General features: G+C 38.1%; 11 protein-coding genes. 8 read left to right on the top strand and 3 right to left on the bottom strand.

From position 1 onward, the window contains the following. Both B5X70_RS08710 and B5X70_RS08715 read left to right on the top strand, forming a co-directional pair. Complete coding sequence (locus tag B5X70_RS08710; RefSeq protein ID WP_079557517.1) at positions 1 to 936, top strand: MlaD family protein; 936 nt, start codon at positions 1 to 3, stop codon at positions 934 to 936. 63 nt (positions 937 to 999) lie between these two features. Beyond that, the gene (locus B5X70_RS08715) at positions 1000 to 2811 is read left to right on the top strand and encodes a BamA/TamA family outer membrane protein (RefSeq protein ID WP_079557518.1); all 1812 of its coding nucleotides are present in this window, start codon (positions 1000 to 1002) and stop codon (positions 2809 to 2811) included. A 218-nt stretch (positions 2812 to 3029) separates the two neighbouring features. Here the strand turns inward: B5X70_RS08715 and B5X70_RS08720 are convergent, their stop codons facing one another. Further along, positions 3030 to 3713 carry a porin family protein gene (locus B5X70_RS08720; protein ID WP_079557519.1) on the bottom strand — a complete coding sequence of 228 codons (684 nt, stop codon included), beginning with the start codon at positions 3711 to 3713 and terminating at the stop codon, positions 3030 to 3032. Between the two features lie 86 nt (positions 3714 to 3799). Further along, a complete protein-coding gene (locus B5X70_RS08725) occupies positions 3800 to 4471 on the bottom strand; it encodes a YiaD family glycine zipper/OmpA-like lipoprotein (RefSeq protein ID WP_079557520.1) in 672 nt (223 codons plus the stop codon). A gap of 531 nt (positions 4472 to 5002) precedes the next feature. Here B5X70_RS08725 and B5X70_RS08730 point away from each other — a divergent pair. The 4 genes from B5X70_RS08730 to B5X70_RS08745 all read left to right on the top strand — a co-directional run bounded on the left by B5X70_RS08730 (position 5003) and on the right by B5X70_RS08745 (position 10257). Further along, positions 5003 to 7924, top strand: coding sequence for a chemotaxis protein CheB (locus B5X70_RS08730; RefSeq protein ID WP_079557521.1), 2922 nt, complete (start codon positions 5003 to 5005; stop codon positions 7922 to 7924). Next, complete coding sequence (locus B5X70_RS08735) at positions 7921 to 8475, top strand: hypothetical protein (protein WP_079557522.1); 555 nt, start codon at positions 7921 to 7923, stop codon at positions 8473 to 8475. The genes B5X70_RS08730 and B5X70_RS08735 overlap by 4 nt, the downstream gene beginning before the upstream one ends. A gap of 114 nt (positions 8476 to 8589) precedes the next feature. Further along, a complete protein-coding gene (locus tag B5X70_RS08740; protein WP_079557523.1) occupies positions 8590 to 9660 on the top strand; it encodes an ice-binding family protein in 1071 nt (356 codons plus the stop codon). Positions 9661 to 9780: 120 nt separating this feature from the next. After that, positions 9781 to 10257 carry a hypothetical protein gene (locus tag B5X70_RS08745; RefSeq protein WP_079557524.1) on the top strand — a complete coding sequence of 159 codons (477 nt, stop codon included), beginning with the start codon at positions 9781 to 9783 and terminating at the stop codon, positions 10255 to 10257. Between the two features lie 266 nt (positions 10258 to 10523). Here B5X70_RS08745 and B5X70_RS08750 read toward each other — a convergent pair whose 3' ends face one another. Next, a complete protein-coding gene (locus B5X70_RS08750; RefSeq protein WP_079557525.1) occupies positions 10524 to 11084 on the bottom strand; it encodes a helix-turn-helix domain-containing protein in 561 nt (186 codons plus the stop codon). A 1120-nt stretch (positions 11085 to 12204) separates the two neighbouring features. On the opposite strand from B5X70_RS08750, the gene B5X70_RS08755 reads away from it, so the two are divergent. Then, positions 12205 to 13743 (top strand): hypothetical protein, encoded by a 1539-nt coding sequence (locus B5X70_RS08755; protein ID WP_079557526.1) that lies wholly within the window; start codon positions 12205 to 12207, stop codon positions 13741 to 13743. A 15-nt stretch (positions 13744 to 13758) separates the two neighbouring features. Further along, entirely contained in the window at positions 13759 to 15210 is a 1452-nt protein-coding gene (locus B5X70_RS08760) for an aminoacyl-histidine dipeptidase (protein ID WP_079557527.1), read from the top strand. The last annotated feature ends 219 nt before the right edge of the window (positions 15211 to 15429 follow it).

The raw sequence follows: 15429 nt of genomic DNA on the forward strand, positions 1-15429 counted from the left end.
ATGGAAAATCACACAACACGTTTCAAGGCGCTATTGGGCATATTTATAACAGTTGGAATAGCCATATTTGTAATTGCCATTTTCATAATTGGCAAACAACAGAATCTATTTAATCCTGTATTTAAAATTACGACTGACTTCTATAATGTAAGCGGGTTGCAGGTTGGAAATAACATCCGTTTCTCAGGCATAAATGTTGGTATTGTGGATAATATTAAAATCATTAACGATTCAACCGTACAGGTTGAAATGCTTATCAGAAAAAACGTTCAGGAATTTATAAAAGCTGACAGTCAGGCAAATATTGGTTCCGAAGGAATTATTGGCGACCGCATTATTATCATTTCTCAGGGAAGTAATACCTCTCCCATGGCAATTGACGGACAACATATTTTATCCAAAGAACCAATTGAAACCGATGACATTATGAAGAGCCTAAAAACCACAGCGGAAAATGCTGAGGTTATTACTCATCAGCTTGCCGAAATTATGACAAATATTAATGACGGGCAGGGAATGTTGGGGAGATTAATATCGGATCCAGTCATTGCAGAAAATGTTAATATGACCATCGAAAACTTAAGAAAGAGCTCCGAAGGATTGGATCAAACCATAGAACTTACACAGGAGAATGTGTTTGCCTTTATGGAAAGCTTACTTAATACTGCTGCAAAAACTGAAGTTGCCTCCAATGAGCTAGGCGAAATTATGACGAAAATTAACAGCGGCGAAGGAGCCATTGGAATGTTGATTCGTGATACAACCATTGTAAATAATATCCATGAAACCATGGAAAACATCAAAGAAAGCAGCATTGGCCTGAACGAAAACATGGAAGCTCTAAAACACAATTTTCTTTTTCGAAGATATTTCAGGCGACAAGCAAGGGAAGAAGAACGATTGCGGTTAGAGGAAGAGATGATAGAAAACAAGTGAGAGCGGGTCAGATTTATTGTGGATAGTTTCTGATTTTAGCTTTCTTTAAACGAACAATTAGGGATGAGACGTGCGGTATTCTGTTTTTTTGTTTTTCTTTTGGCAAATGAATTTGCTTTAACACAGGATGCAATTAACCAAAGAGACTCTACTCTTCTTTATGAGAACATTGAAACTTATTCAGACCGCAGTGGGTTTACTAAATTTATGTTCCGGTTGTTTTTTAAACCGGTATCATCAATTCCTGCACAGGAAAAGGTAAACAAGCAACTGGAACAAAAGCCATACAGCACATTTGAAGGGAAAATAATCAAACATATTCATATTGTAACTTTAGATCCGTTTGGCAATTCAATTGGCGACACCATTACGGGGTCGCTGAACATATTAACCAGAGCCGGAAACAGATATCATGTAAAAACCCATCCCAATACCATTCGAAATTTGTTATTGGTACGTGAAAACCAGCCCTATGATTCATTGAGAATAAAAGAATCTGAACGGTTGGTCCGCAGAATGAACTTTGTTACCGATGTCTCATTTTACACACTGGAAGTGCCTGAATCTCCTGATTCGGTTGATATCTACATCCGCGAGCTGGACAGCTGGAGTCTCCTCCCCGGAGTCTCCCGTTCCGATAAGCGACTAACCCTTAGTTTGCGTGAAAACAACCTTCTGGGTCTTGGTCACGGGTTTCAAAACGGAATAATTGTGAACCGTTCATCCGGCGACATTGCTTACCGAATGAAATACTTCATCCCAAATATCGGCAATACCTATATCAATTCTACTCTTGAATATGGTACAGATGAATATGGCGTTTTAATCAAAAGCATTGATTTCGAACGACCTTTTTTTTCACCCCTATCGAAATGGGCAGGCGGGATAAATTTCTCTCAACATCATCATAAAAATCCCATCTGGTCCGACAATTTTATTCCATATAAGTATAATTTACAGGATTTATGGATCGGAAATTCAATTCCTGTATTGAAAGGGAACTCAGAATATAGTCGCACCACCAGATTTATTTCATCCTTGCGCTTTAAGCGCATCCGTTTTATCGAACAGCCTCCTGTAACGATTGATACTTTGCAATTTTACAGGAATGAAAATTTCTATCTTTCCAGTGTAGGCGTTTCCACCAGGTTATATGTAAAAGATAGGTATATTTTTAAATTTGGTGTATCGGAAGATGTCCCCATAGGAAAGGTAATTGCTCTGACAGGTGGCTATCAAAATAAAAACGGTTTTGACCGTTTTTATATCGGAGCAAGATTTTCTTCCGGCAACTATTATACCTGGGGATATATTAGCTCCAATATCGAATACGGCACGTTTCTCAATTCAGATAAAACTGAGAATGGAGTTTTTCTGGTGGAGGCCAATTATTTTACAAAACTGATTGAAACAGGAAAATGGAAATTCAGGCAGTTCATTAAACCTCAATTAATTATTGGCTTCAATCGCACCGATTACGACAGTCTAACCATCAACCATGAATATGGGTTGAGAGGTTTTAACAGCCCTGAACTATCGGGAGCCAGTCGCTTGTTGTTTACATCGCAAACACAATCATATCCTCCCTGGAATTTTATCGGATTTCACTTTGGCCCCTATTTTAATTTTTCCTTGGGAATGCTTGGCGATGCAGCAAAGGGCTTCCGGAACAGCAGGTTGTACTCCCAAATTGGACTGGGCGTTTTAATAAAAAATGATAATCTGGTTTTGAATGCGTTTCAAATATCCATTTCGTATTATCCGGTAATTGCCGGCATAGGAAATAATATCTTTAAAGCAAACTCTTTTCAAAGCGTTGATTTCGGAATCCGTGATTTTGAGATTGGAAAGCCGGGAGTGATTCCATTTCGGTAGAGTAAAAAACGACCGTCTGAAAAGTTAAAAAGCAAAATCACAAGCGCACAAACTAATTCAAAAAGAAGCACAGAGAGCTACATGTTTAACTACATATTACTCTCTGTGCTCTTCTGTGTACTTCTCGGTTAAAACCTTAACTACCAGTTTCCCGAATGCATGAAAACTAAAGATCTTAAAAATCCATAACAATAATAATCTTAGCAGACACTAAAATTCTAAAGGCGATATCCAAGTGACAGTCCGAAACCCGTATTTTTTAATGTCGACTGGTTATCATCAGTAATTCGGTTATCTTCCGGGCTGATATCCAGCAAACCCAGTTGGGTGTTCAGTTGTAAAAATAATCCTGACTGCAGTTCATAACCAAAAAAGAGGTTCGCTCCGGCATCAAGCGGTTTTATATATACGGTGGTTAAAGGGTCATCAGAATTCACCTTATTCTTAAATTTAATATCTGTATCAATTGATACAGGGCCGCCTTCGTACGTAGCTTTACCATTAATCCCATAAGCAACGTATGGCCCAAACCCAAGAAATACATACCCATTACCAACCATCGCTTTATAAACAAGGTTCAACGGCAGCTCAATGTACGACAGCTTGTATGTGGATGATACAGCACCTTCTGAGCTCTTAGCACCTTTGGTACTGAACATTAATCCCGGCTGAAAATAAAACTCCGGAGCAATGGCCATTTGAGCATTCAATCCTGCATGAAAACCTATTAGAATATCATTATCAAGCGAACTACCGCCTATATCCTTACCGTTCAAATTCTGAAAATTAACACCCCCAAGAATCCCGATGGAAGATCTCGATTCTGCAGCCCGCTGTGAAAATGCTGTAACTGGTACTAGAAGCGCTAAAAGTATTATTAAATAAAAATGTTTTGCTTTCATTGTGTTTATTTTAAATGTTATGAAATTATTGATATAACGCGAAAGTGCTGTATGCGATTAGCATTCTAGCTAATAGCAATAAAAGATTAATTTAAGGCTTGTTTTTCTGCATCAGCTTTCATTTTTTCATTAGCCGAAATCAAAAACTCAACTCTGCGGTTTTGGCTGCGACCTTGAACAGTTTCATTTTCATATTTTGGTAAAGTTTCTCCAAATCCTTTAATGGACAATCGGCCATATGATATTCCTTTCCCGGACAAATAACTGGAAACGCTTCTTGCCCGTTGTTCTGATAAGGTCTGGTTATACGCTTTACTCCCACTGCTGTCGGTATGTCCTTGTATTTCAATGTTGGTATCAGGATAGCTGTTCAATATAGTAACCAGTTTATTCAGGTTTAATTTGGCTTCTTCCGATAAGTTCGATTGATCAAAACCAAACAAAATGTTACTGCTGAATTCCACAATAATCCCTTCACCTACACGTTCAACTCTTGCATCAGGAACTGATTTTGCTATTTCCTCAGCCTGCTTATCCATTTGTCGCCCAATGACTGCACCCGTAGCACCACCAGCAGCTGCACCAATGATAGCCCCAAGAGCCGTATTGCCTGAAGCTCTGCCTATTACCGCACCTGCCGTTCCACCAGCTGCAGTTCCAACAACCGCTCCCTTCTGTGTCCTGTTCCATGAAGCACAACCAACAAATATGAAAGCCATGCCGAATACGATGAGCAAACTCATTCTTAACTTGTTCATAATAATAGTATTAATATTGGTTTATTATTTAGGATAAAGATCGGCTCATTTTTATAAGTAAATGTTACACATTTGCTTATAACTGTTACATGATTCACACATTTACAACTGCTACGTAGTTTTGGAGTTGTTTTTCCTGTTACTGAACAGTCTAAACTGTCTGGTAAAGACTAAATAGAATCTGCCTTCAGGGCTTGTCATCAAAAATGAATCTTTCAATCTATAACCAGATTCGAGTCATTTTTTTAATAAGCCTAATTTAAAATGTGGGAATATTGTAAAACTTTGTAGAAATCATATAACACAGAAATTGATTGTGCAACATATATTTCAACATGAAACATTGTTGATAAGACTACTCAAATATTTATGAAATAGAACATATTTGTTAAGTATTAATGCATAAATTTGATACCTCTCGCGTAAAACATCACAAAAGAATGATTCACAGTTTTTAATTCATGAAAATTTGGGAGTATATTTAAATACAAGTATAGAGAATTGACCATATATTTTATAAAAATCAAATAATTGAGAGCAAAAAAGTCAAAACAGACCATTAAATCAAAAACTACGGATTCAAAATCCGGTAAGTTCCTGATAGTAGGAATTGGCGCTTCGGCAGGAGGGTTGGAAGCATTAGAGTTGTTTTTGAAAAATGTACCCGAAAAAAGTGGGATGGCATATGTTATTGTTCAACATTTGGATCCCACTCAAAAAGGGATGCTTCCTGAACTATTGCAGAGGATTTCCAAAATTCAGGTATTCCAGGTTCAAGACCTGATGAAGGTCAAGCCTGACTGTGTATATGTAATCCCTCCAAACAAAAGCATTTCCATTTTAAAAGGAGTACTTCATCTCTTTGAGCCTGTCGAAGCCAGAGGGCTCCGACTTCCCATAGATTTTTTTCTGCGCTCACTGGCAGATGATCAAAACGAATATGCAATTGGAATTATTCTCTCAGGAATGGGTTCCGATGGAAGTATTGGAATTAGATCTATCAAAGGAAAAAACGGAATTGTGATGGTACAGGATCCTGAAACGGCAAGATTTGATAGCATGCCGCGCAATGCCATTAACTCCGGATTGGTTGATATTATTGCTCCTCCGGCCAAATTGCCTTCTGAACTCATTGAATATCTGAAACACATCCCATTAGTTAAAACGAATCTTAGTACAGAAGTAAAAGATAAAAGTGCATTTGAAAAAATAATTATACTATTGCGAACGCATACTGGAAATGACTTTTCACTCTACAAAAAGAATACGGTATATCGACGCATAGAAAGAAGGATGGGCATACACAAAATGGACAGCATTTCCACTTATGTTCATTTTTTGCAGGAAAACCCTGAGGAGATACAAATTCTTTTCAAAGAGTTAATGATTGGTGTAACCAATTTCTTTCGGGATTCCGCAGTTTGGGAAAAACTTAAGGAAAAAGAATTACCATCTCTGATTGAAAATTTAAAACCGAATACACAATTGAGAGCCTGGATTCCGGGTTGCTCAACAGGCGAGGAAGCCTATTCCCTTGCCATCATATTTAAAGAAATACAGGAGAAAGTTTATCCCAACTCAGGATTATCGTTGCAAATTTTTGCTTCCGACATTGATAACGACGCAATTGATTTTGCCCGAAAAGGAGTGTTTGCAGAAAACATTGCCCCCGATGTCTCCCCTAAAAGACTAAACCGTTACTTCATAAAAACTGAAGAGGGATACCGCGTCAGTTCAGAAATCAGGGAGATGATCGTGTTCGCTCAGCATAATATTATTATGCATCCTCCTTTTACCAATATTGATTTTATTTCGTGTCGGAATCTGCTAATATATCTGGATACTGAACTACAGAGAAAATTGATTGGATTGTTCTATTACAGTCTTAATCAGAATGGTATTATGGTACTTGGCACCTCTGAAACACTTGGATTGCAAAGCCATCTTTTCTCAACGGTCAATAGCAGTCTGAAAATATTCAAACGTTCAGAAGTGAATCATAATCCTCTCAATCTGAATTTCCCATCCTCGTTTACCCGACCCGGAATTGGAAATATTGAAAATAATCTACCCGACAAACCTATTATGAACATTCAAACACTTGCCGACCAACTACTTCTAAATCAATTTTCTCCGTCCGGAGTATTGGTCAACGAAAATGGCGATATTCTTTACATCAGCGGACGAACCGGAAAATATCTTGAACCGGCGGTAGGCAAAGCAAATCTGAATATTTTTGCCATGTTACGGCCAGGTTTTCAGAGCGATTTTGCCATCGCATTTCGAAAAGCGGTAACGAATAAAGAAACGGTGGTTTTACATCATGTTGTAATAGGTACAAACGGGGGCTCTTTAACTTTAAATGTAACAATTCAGTGGATTCATAAACCGGAGCCATTATATGGCAAGCTCATAATCATTTTTACGGATGTACCGAAAACTGCTAATGAAAAGCCACTAAAGAAACAAGGAAGAAAATCACCAGCCACTGCCAGAGAAGCCAAACTTGAAGAAGAGTTGCAACACACACGTGAGGGAATGCAGAATATAACGGAAGAGATGCAAACTTCGCAAGAAGAACTAAAATCAACCAATGAAGAGCTTCAATCCACAAATGAGGAATTGCAATCGACCAATGAAGAACTCATGACATCCAAGGAAGAGATGCAGAGTCTCAATGAAGAACTTCAAACGGTAAATGCAGAATTGATGGCCAAAGTGGATGATTATTCGCGGGTAAATAACGACATGAAAAATCTGCTGAACAGCATCGATATCGCAACTTTATTCCTGGATAAAGAGCTGAATATTCGTCGTTATACCAATCAGGCAACAAAAATATTTAAGCTCATTAAAAGCGACATTGGAAGACCGTTCACCGATCAAGTTTCACAACTCATTTACCCGGAACTTCCTGAAGATGCCCTCGAAGTTCTGAGAACGCTCATATTCATTGAAAAACAGATCCCAACCAAAAATGGCAGATGGTTTTCCATACGTATAATGCCTTACCGTACATTCGATGATCGAATTGACGGACTGGTAATAACTTTTATCGATATTACCGAAATGAAACTGGTAGAAGATAAACTACTTAAAATGAACCAGGAGAATCGGCTGTTGATTGATTCTTCTTCGATGGTAATACTTAAAATATCAGCCAACTGGACAATTTTGGAATTCAACACGGCAGCTGAAACTTTTTTCGGGAAAAAGCGAGAAGAAGTTACAGGTTCAAATTTCATGAAATTGTTTATATCTGAATCGTTGCAAAAACAGGTTGAAGATAAAATGACCCACCTTATAACAAAAAAAGGAGATGCTGACTTTAAAATGAAAGTAATTGCAGATGGAAATAAGGAGATTAATACTACATGGTCAATAAATGTGCTGTTTAACTGTCTTGAATTGTCTTCTGCAATAATAACAATCACAAAAAACGAACAGTCATGATAAACGACGAGATGGATTTTACAAATATCCAAAAGCTGCGCGAAAAGGCTGAGAAAAAACTGAACGAAACCCGCAAAACCAAGAACGGTGAACTAAATACAATTGATGTAAATAAACTATTACATGAATTACAGGTGCACCAGATTGAATTGGAAATGCAAAATGAAGAGTTGCAACAAGCGTATAAAGCAGCAGAAAAAGCATTGAAAAAATATACCACGTTGTTTGACTTCTCTCCTATGGGCTATTTTTCTCTTGATTCTGACGGTTCTATTTGCGATCTGAATTTTACGGGTGCAAATATGCTTGAAGAACGACGATTCAGTTTAATTAACAGCAATTTCAAACTTTTTATTGCAGACGAATCAAAACCGATATTTAATGATTTTTTCGGGAAATTATATGTTAGCAATGTAAGAGAATCATGCAAAGTTTGGCTTGGTTACGACAATAAAATACTATGCCAGGTTTATATGGAAGGAATTGTTTTAGAGAATGAAAAAAATTGCTTTCTATCGGTCGTTGATATTTCAAAGTTCTCAAATGTATGATCGAAAATGTGTGAACCATGTAACTTAATAACTTAATTCTATAACATTTCAGCCTGCCAACGAGCCTACCTTTGATTTGAAATTATTTTCACATAATTCAAATCTATTTAGGTGATGAAAATTAAAATTATATTCTCAACTATTGCATTAGCAATGGTTGTATTTATGAGCAGTTGTTCGAAAAAGGACAATGACAAAACTGACGAAGATCTTACAATCACTTTAATCAGCCCACTCAGCAATGCAACTGACATTGAACGAAATGTCGAAATAAAGGCGACTTTTAGTGAAGAAATGCAGGCCTCAACCATCAATCCTTCAACTTTTACCTTAAAACAAGGGGCAAACTTAATTGGTGGCACAGTACACTATTCCGGATTAATAGCAACATTCAATCCGACAAATGTTCTGTCGGCCGAAACGGTTTATACAGCCACTATAACAACGGGAGTAAACGGCCTCACAGGAAACACACTGGCTGAAGATAAAGTTTGGAGTTTTACAACAGGTGTTAATACATCAAACCTGGCCGTAGTAGATTTGGCAACAGCAGGTCATTACGCAATTCTGGCAAAAACAGCTATCAACAATAATCCTACTTCCGCAATTACAGGAAATCTTGGATTAAGTCCGGCTGCCACATCCTACATAACGGGATTTGGATTAACTGCCGAAACTGGAAATGCCATTTCCGCTCAGGTTACAGGCAAAGTATTTGCCGCTGATATGGCCAATCCAACTCCAGGCAATCTTACTACAGCCGTTGAAAATATGATTTCAGCCTATAACGATGCTGCCGGTCGTCCAACGCCTGAATTCATTGAACTGGGAATTGGAAATATTGGTGGTCAAACTCTTGTACCAGGATTATACAAATGGACCAGTTCTGTTACGATACCCTCTGACGTTACCATTTCTGGCAATGAAAATGATGTGTGGATTTTCCAAATTGCCGGCGATCTTAGCATGAGTTCATCTGCAAAAGTTATTCTTACGGGAGGTGCACAGATTCAAAACATTTTCTGGCAGGTTGCCGGCGATGCAACATTCGGAACATCATCTCATTTTGAAGGCATTATCTTGTCTATGACCGGCATTACTTTTCAAAGGGGAGCTTCATTGAAAGGGAGAGCATTGGCTCAAACGGCTGTTAATCTTGATGGAAATGTGATTGTTCAACCATAATTCCTGATTTTACTATATTGACAAATAAAATTTGAACTGTTCCTGACCGACAGATTTAATTGCAGGTAGTACCCAAAAGAATGGGTAACATGCTTAAAATATGACCAATAATTAAACAAAATGAAAAAACTCGGATTAATCATCTTATTATCTGCCCTTTTGACATCATTCACCAATGCTCAGGACTATAAAACTGGAATTGGATTACGGGGAGGATATGCAAATGGTATAACTGTTAAACATTTTATCAGTCCCAATGCCGCTCTCGAAGGTATTCTTACTTCCCGATGGAAAGGAGTTCAGATTACAGGTCTTTACGAAATCCATAACAGAGCCTTTAATACCGACCGGTTAAATTGGTATTATGGTTTTGGGGGGCACGTGGGCTTTTGGGATGGTGACAACACCAAAAAATACTGGGGAGACCCAGGGAAAACCTATACTGTTGTGGGGATTGATGGGATACTGGGATTAGAGTACAATTTCGCAGAAATTCCAATTAATTTAAGCATAGACTGGAAACCGTCTTACAATCTGGTTGGCCATACGGGCTATTGGGGCGATGGTGGTGCAATATCAGTACGTTATATTTTTTGAAAACCGATAATATGCGTCACTCCAATGTCATTGATTACAATTAAAAATCTATTGATTATTAGAAATCAACTTTTTTATTAATAAACAGGTAGGAGTGAAAAAATACGATAGCTGAATTTAACCATTGGCCCTTCATCAAATTTAAGTTTCGAGCCACAGGAATTGTACTTACCAAAATAAGTATTCCTGTGGCTTATTTGTATTAACTGTCTTAACCGATTTAAAATAATCTGATCATGTAGATTTCAGAGTTTGGCTTTCCACATTTACAAATTTTCGAGAGTATCACGACTTATATTCTTAAGTGTTTTGAACTGAGATGGTGTTAAGCCTGTTATTTTTTTAAATTGATTCGACAAATGTGCGACACTGCTATAATGCATTTTATATGCTATCTCTGATAGATTTAATTCATCGTACACCAGCAATTCTTTAACTCTTTCTATTTTATGTTTCAGATAAAACTTTTCAATTGTGGTTCCCTTTACCTCAGTAAAAAGATTAGCCAGATAGGTATAGTCGTAATTTAGCTTGTCGCTCAAAAAAATCGACAGGTTTACTTTTATTTGTTCGTCGGTGTAATGCACCAGTTCTATAATTGCGTTGGTAGTTTTTTCAACAAGAATTCTTTTCCTGCTGCTCATCAACTCAAGTCCTGCCATTTTTAATGAGGTATCCAACTTCTTCAGGTCTTCTTCTGTTATCGTTCCAATAATATTTGCTTCCCCAATTTTTACATCAGAATACTCCAGATTGAGTTTTTTAAGTTCATTCTTAACCACCATCTGGCATCGAATACAAACCATATTTTTGATGTAAATCTTCATTTGAATAAATTAAATTATTAATTGTTTCGCCGTAAATCAGGAAGCGAGGTACAGGAAAGCTCCGCTTTGAAGAACTTCGTATGATTGCCCTATCTTCATTTGAAAATAATCTGTTTAAGTTTATGGCTCCCGAACACATGAGGAGGCGAAGTGCAGAGAAGTTTTGTAACGCGGAAACTTCTAAGAGTTCCGATGGAATCGGAATTAGCTCCGTCTGTTTTCAATTGGTTAAGTTCTAACTTCATTTCGTGAGTACCTCACTCATGAGCGTTTAATAGAATTTGTCAAATCTTCATTCATGCTCGAATCAAAAAAAACTGATATCGAAAACTAACTTGTCAATGACAGTTTATAGATATAAGACACTTCAAACTCAAACTTCATAACATGTTAATAAGCTAAATCTAAACAATTCCTAAATGTTAAGAGTTAAAAGCAAATAATTAAGTTAAGAGAACCATCATAAGAAGTCACAATATAAATCCCGCCGGAAAGCATCTACACTTTATCAATGTCATGAACTTGTCATATCAACAGATATAAGTTTAGTTAATCAATTCAACAGAAAAACTTGTGTTTTGATAAACACATATTTATAAGAGCAATCACCATTCTTGGCCGATATTGAAAGTTCGTCTTCTTTGTTCCTCTTTTCGACACCTTTAATATGCTTTTTGAATCAATGTAATTTAACCTAATCAAAGACTAAAAGCAAGTTTATCAATTAAAAACATTAATTATGCACCTATTTAATGCACGTTATTTAACTTGCGAGGCCTTTCCGCCTCATGTATTAAGGAATAGCCGACAAAATTGATCAAATCGCTTAAATTATAATTTCGATTAAATCATCGGAATGATTATGACCCTTTCTCAAATATTTTTGAAACACCTGCGAAACATATCGAATCTCAAACTAAGGTTGATATAAACACTAATCAAAAAACATTTCTCGTTTGAAATGATTACAATTCTGGCAAAATTTCCTAAAAAAAACTATTTTTGCGACATCATTCCAAATGATAGGCAGAGCATTGCTGAAATATACCTTTTCTTCTGAAACCATGCAGACTACCATTTAATTTATCTGTAATTTTCAATTCAAACTAACAACTGAACAATGGAGTATTTTAACGACCAAATGGCCAACGCTCATATTCTGAACCAGTTTTGGCTCACGTTTTTATTAGTTATTTCCATGGTTCTGGTCTCCAGAACTTTTGTAGCAGGAACACGCTACTCCCCCATCCTTATTATCGTAGTTTTTGGATTAATTATGGGCTACGTAATGGTGAGCACAGGCATGGGAACCCCGGGACTACGAGAATTTCCCATCATTGATTTTGCAAGTAAAGTGACCATTACAGCCCTAAGCGCGTCCTTCTTCGTGGGTGGTCAGGAAATCAGGAAACTCATATCAAATCAATCCATTGACAACACCGACATTGTTGAACCTTCAGCAGATGAAATGTTTCTGGGAACCAAGTTCACACAGTTCATGTTTCTGATCAGAGCATTCTTCATCATGATCGGAGTTGAATCCCTCAAACGCACAATTATTGGTTACAGCAACAATGAACCTCTGGACAATTTTTATCCATTGCTTGGATATATTGGTGTTGTAGGATCAATTATTCTAATTGATTACCGCGCAAAAATCACCAATAAGCCAGTTTATATTCGAAAGGGAATGATTGAAACAGGACTGATTCTCAGCATTCTGGTTCTAGCATATTACATTGCAACCTGGATCAGGCCAATTATTGCCCTGCCTGAGATATTCTTTGCCATGATTCTATCGGTCACCTTAGGAATGCTTTTCTCACGCTGGAAATTTGGGCCTACCATCCGTTCACTGCTGTTCGCTGGGATTCCGGTTGTGCTGGCAGCCAATTTTATGGTTGGAGGTTCTCGCATTGCCGAAGCATTTTCACTAACAGGCATGACTTCAGTTCTGTCATTCGGCTTTTTTGGACAGCTGGTCTGGATGTTTGGAGGACTTACGCTTTTAATCGTTTTAGGGCATGCCAACCACATGCGAAATCTGGCTCCCGGTATGGCCGGTTCGTTATCGCACTCAGGTCTTACAGGTGCATGTACTGCCGGCGATTTGGGTTATGAAGCACAACTGAGAGCACCCATTATGATTAACATTCCTTTTATTGGCCATATTTTCGTATTCAGTATTCTGGCAGCAAGTGCCACTTCAGGAAAACTTCTTATTCCATATACGCTTTTAATTGTCGCCATAGGAATGCTGCTCACCTGGCTGGCATTAAGAACTCTGAAAACGGCCAACAGCAGGGAAAAACAAGAAATTCGCGGATTAATGATATTTTCTCTGGGTTGGCAGTTGGTGGCAGTATTTGGTGGTTTGTTAATTCTCAATCTCGGAGGAATGGGATTAAACGATTCAGTAATGGCAAATGCCTCGGCCATATCGCATTTCGGATTATTTGCTGCCATACAGGGAGGTATGTTTGGAGAACAGGCTGCAGGTATGATTGCTTTCGTTTTTGCTATGCCGTTCCTTGTACACCCGCTGGTTTTTGGGATTTTTGGAAAAACAGCTGAAAACAATGGCGTAATGCCGGTTAAAATCGTATTTATACTTGCAGCTATTGGTATTTTAGGAGTACTATATGCTTTAGTATTTTAATTAAAAAGAAATTGAATGTATCCTTTTGAGAACTTAAAACCTGCAGAAATTTGGACATATTTCCATGAAATATGCCAGATACCCCGGCCTTCGAAGAATGAAGAGAAAATGATTAATTATCTTATTGACTTTGCCGAAAAGCATGGACTAGATCTTAAAAAGGACAAAATTGGAAACCTGGTGATTTCAAAGCCGGCCACGGCCGGTTTTGAAAGCCTCCCATCTGTTGTTTTGCAATCGCACATTGATATGGTGTGCGAAAAGAACAATGAAACAGTTCACAATTTTATGACCGACTCCATCAATCCATACATTGACCGAGAGTGGGTGAAAGCAAAAGGCACCACACTGGGAGCTGATGACGGAATCGGAATCGCTGCTCAACTGGCCATTCTGGCTTCAAAAGAGATTGAACACGGACACATTGAATGCTTGTTTACTGTTGATGAAGAGACAGGTCTGACAGGCGCTTTTGAGTTGGAACCGGACATGTTCTCCGGAAAAATATTAATTAACCTGGACTCGGAAGATGAAGGTGAGATATTCATCGGATGCGCCGGAGGTATTGGTACCATTGGCTATTTTAATCCTGAATTTGAAGCCACTTCCAAAGATGCCTTTGCGTTTAAGGTGTCAGTTTCCGGGTTAAAGGGCGGACATTCCGGCGATGATATTGACAAAGGACTTGGAAATGCCATAAAAATTCTGAACCGGTACATTTACGACGCCACCCGCCAGTTTGGTTTTCAACTGGCTACCATAGAAGGAGGCAATCTTCACAATGCCATTGCGCGTGAAGCAAGCGCAACCGGCGTCGTGCCATGGAAATACAAAGAAGAGGTAAGGGTGCTTATAAACTGCTTTATTGCAGATTTACAGGAAGAGATTGGAAAAACAGAACCCCATATAAAATTACATCTGGAGTCAATCAGTCTTCCGGAAAAAATCTTAACCAAGGATTTTCACAATCGTTTGGTGAACACCATCTATGCTATGCCACATGGAGTGATTACCATGAGCAGCAGCGTACCCGGGTTAGTCGAAACCTCCACCAATTTGGCCTCCATAAATTTTGAAGGAGAGCAGTTGGTCATTAATACAAGCCAAAGGAGCGCGCTTGAAAGCGGCATAAACAACATTGCCAACATGGTTGATTCAGTATTTAAACTGGGAGAAGCAACCACAAAGCAAACAGATGGCTATCCCGGTTGGAATCCTAATCCCGATTCCAGCATCCTGAAAACGGCTGTTGAAACATACAAAATGCTTTTCAAAACAGAGCCGCAGGTAAAAGCCATTCATGCAGGACTCGAATGTGGTTTGTTCTTGCAAAAGTATCCCGGATTGGATATGATCTCCATTGGCCCCACCATAAAAGGTGCTCATTCACCCGATGAAAGACTCAACATTGAAACGGTTCAAAAGTTCTGGGATCATTTACTTGCCATACTAAAACATGTAGCATAGACGGTTATGACCAACGGTCATATTTCTTTGATAAAAATATACATTTTTATGTATCCTATACATAGTTCCTGCGTATAGGAAGTATATAATAAACAAGTTTTTTCCCATCATACTTAAAAAAGAAGCAGAATGGATAAAGTACTGACAAAACATTTCCAGTACACTGGACTTGATGATTACGATGAGTCATTGGACTCTCAAATGAATGCGTTCCTAACT

The organism is Alkalitalea saponilacus, from assembly GCF_900168165.1.
Classification (GTDB): domain Bacteria; phylum Bacteroidota; class Bacteroidia; order Bacteroidales; family Marinilabiliaceae; genus Natronoflexus; species Natronoflexus saponilacus.

Bases quoted from the DNA above. Each gene is read 5' to 3' on its own strand.
- B5X70_RS08710 (WP_079557517.1), top strand. From the start codon at position 1: ATGGAAAATCACACAACACGTTTCAAGGCGCTATTGGGCATATTTATA.
- B5X70_RS08715 (WP_079557518.1), top strand. From the start codon at position 1,000: ATGAGACGTGCGGTATTCTGTTTTTTTGTTTTTCTTTTGGCAAATGAA.
- B5X70_RS08720 (WP_079557519.1), bottom strand. From the start codon at position 3,713: ATGAAAGCAAAACATTTTTATTTAATAATACTTTTAGCGCTTCTAGTA.
- B5X70_RS08725 (WP_079557520.1), bottom strand. From the start codon at position 4,471: ATGAACAAGTTAAGAATGAGTTTGCTCATCGTATTCGGCATGGCTTTC.
- B5X70_RS08735 (WP_079557522.1), top strand. From the start codon at position 7,921: ATGATAAACGACGAGATGGATTTTACAAATATCCAAAAGCTGCGCGAA.
- B5X70_RS08740 (WP_079557523.1), top strand. From the start codon at position 8,590: ATGAAAATTAAAATTATATTCTCAACTATTGCATTAGCAATGGTTGTA.
- B5X70_RS08745 (WP_079557524.1), top strand. From the start codon at position 9,781: ATGAAAAAACTCGGATTAATCATCTTATTATCTGCCCTTTTGACATCA.
- B5X70_RS08750 (WP_079557525.1), bottom strand. From the start codon at position 11,084: ATGAAGATTTACATCAAAAATATGGTTTGTATTCGATGCCAGATGGTG.
- B5X70_RS08755 (WP_079557526.1), top strand. From the start codon at position 12,205: ATGGAGTATTTTAACGACCAAATGGCCAACGCTCATATTCTGAACCAG.
- B5X70_RS08760 (WP_079557527.1), top strand. From the start codon at position 13,759: ATGTATCCTTTTGAGAACTTAAAACCTGCAGAAATTTGGACATATTTC.